Genomic DNA, 2,197 nt, shown 5'->3' on the forward strand with positions numbered 1-2,197 from the left:
CGTTACATGCAAGCGGCCTGACAGTACGCTGTTCGACAGCTTGTAGTTTTATTCGACTTTTGTTTTTCAATTTTTTTGTTTTATTGCTTGGCTTCTTGCCATCCGCACATTTTAGCCCATTTGCAAGCGACACAGAACCTTGACACAAAAGCTAACTTGCAAATCCGCTAAAATTTTTGCTGAGGCTTCTTTGACTACTATACAAATAATATCTATTTTCAATAACTAAACAATAAAACATGACTGCTGTTGTTGGCATTTTAAATAAACAAGGCGTTGCAATAGCCGCTGATAGTGCAGTAACAATTACTGGCACTAATGGCAAAAAAATATTAAACAAGGCCAACAAAGTTTTTACTCTATCTAAATATCATCCCGTTGGCGTTATGGTTTACAACTCTGCTACTTTTATGATGACACCTTGGGAAACGATTATTAAAGTTTATCGAAAACAATTAAAGGATAAGTTTTTCTCCACCTTAAAAGAATATCAAAACGATTTTATTGATTTTCTTCGATCTAAATCATTTTTTACAAATACCGATGAAGAAAAGCTTTTATTATTCAATTTTATTCAAACCGTTATAAATACTGTAAGAAATGAAGTAATAAATCAAAATAAAATTCTTCACGATAACCCAACAGATGACAATAAAAATCAGCTACTTCAATTAATCGAAAACAGAACCGATGAATATATAAATCAGTTCACCGCAAGTCCAAATTTTTGTGATGACTTCGCTGATTACCCATTTGACGAATTTGAAGCATTTATAGCGGATTTTTTTTCGATAGTAATAGAAACCAGCTACACCAATTTGGGATATACTATATCTAATGAATTAGAAAATAAATTAAAACATTTAGCTCATGTTTTCTTAAAAACAAAGGAAAGCTTAACTAATTATACAGGATTAATATTTACTGGGTTTGGCGAAGATGAAATATACCCATCTTTAATACCAGTTGATATTTCATTTAGTATTGGAAATAGATTAAGATATTATATTGAAGAAAACAGAGCAGCGACTATTTCAACAGCAAATAATGGAGCAATTTGCCCTTTTGCCCAAACAGATGTGATTGATACCATATTACGAGGGATTGATCCATCTCTCGATAATATTTATTTAAATAATTTCAATTCCCTTTTCAATAGATATAATCAAGAAATTCTAAATCTTATAGGTGGTACAAATCCTATATTGACAGCCCAAATTCAGGCGTTAGATATTCAAACAGTTGTTAATGAATATTCAAAAATGAACGAGCAGATAAAAAGAGAGAATTATATTAGCCCTCTGATGAATGCTGTGAGTAGCCTGGCTAAAGAAGATTTAGCAGAAATGGCAGAAAGTTTGATATATTTAACTTATCTCAAAAGAAGAATTACATTTGCGGAAGAAAGTGTAGGTGGCCCGGTAGATGTTGCCATAATTTCAAAAGGAGATGGTTTCATTTGGATAAAAAGAAAACATTATTTCGATCCAAAATTAAATCAACATTTTTTTGATAACTACTTTAACAATTAATCTTATGAACTTGTTCTCATTAAACTCTGACGATAACAAAAAAATGATGGTTGATGTAAATTCTTTTGACACAACCTATCATACACGTTCCAGAGATGGTCAAATCCATCATGGCATGACAGTAAATGAAATATCTAATGTTGTTTCAGATCATCTAATGTCTGTAATTAAAGATCAGTTTGAAACTGCAAAGAAAAACTTTCAAACAGATTTACACTAATCCCAAGCAATATTTCAAAGAACTAATTTTTAATCAGCGTTTACTGTTTTGACACAACGCAATACGTTTAACGCTCTTGCCGACAAGGGTAGGGTTGAGAAAGCCGCCACCGCACACGCCTAAAATCAGGTATCAAAGGCGCACAAGACCGCCACACAGCAGCAAACCTTTGTACCCCATTTTAGGCTTGCAGACGCTTCCAAAGACCTTCGCTACAAAAACAAAAACAGCATCAAGGGACAATCCGCCTGCATGTAACATTCGGTTTGCTGAATATGCTGGCTGACGGAAGTTTAATCATCTGCATATCTCTATCAGCTATTATCCGGCTTGACGTAACGCTATTTTGCTTTTGTTGTATATTCATCTTTTTAATCTTTAATCGGCTTCTGTTGCCAGGCTGACAGTTATAAAATATCAGCACATCAGCAAGCCGTCCACGTTA

Annotated in this window: 2 protein-coding genes; both read left to right on the plus strand. The window is 33.6% G+C overall.

All coding sequences use genetic code 11. From position 1 onward, the window contains the following. The first annotated feature begins 239 nt into the window (after window positions 1-239). Window positions 240-1,532, plus strand: coding sequence for a hypothetical protein (locus BM015_RS21200; protein WP_090663361.1), 1,293 nt, complete (start codon window positions 240-242; stop codon window positions 1,530-1,532). Between the two features lie 4 nt (window positions 1,533-1,536). Further along, complete coding sequence (locus tag BM015_RS21205) at window positions 1,537-1,752, plus strand: hypothetical protein (RefSeq protein ID WP_090663363.1); 216 nt, start codon at window positions 1,537-1,539, stop codon at window positions 1,750-1,752. Window positions 1,753-2,197 lie beyond the last annotated feature (445 nt).

This window comes from Parafilimonas terrae (assembly GCF_900115755.1).
GTDB classification, from domain to species: Bacteria; Bacteroidota; Bacteroidia; order Chitinophagales; family Chitinophagaceae; genus Parafilimonas; species Parafilimonas terrae.

Excerpts from the sequence above, each read along its gene's own strand:
- BM015_RS21205 (WP_090663363.1), top strand. The coding sequence starts at position 1,537 with ATGAACTTGTTCTCATTAAACTCTGACGATAACAAAAAAATGATGGTT.
- BM015_RS21200 (WP_090663361.1), top strand. The coding sequence starts at position 240 with ATGACTGCTGTTGTTGGCATTTTAAATAAACAAGGCGTTGCAATAGCC.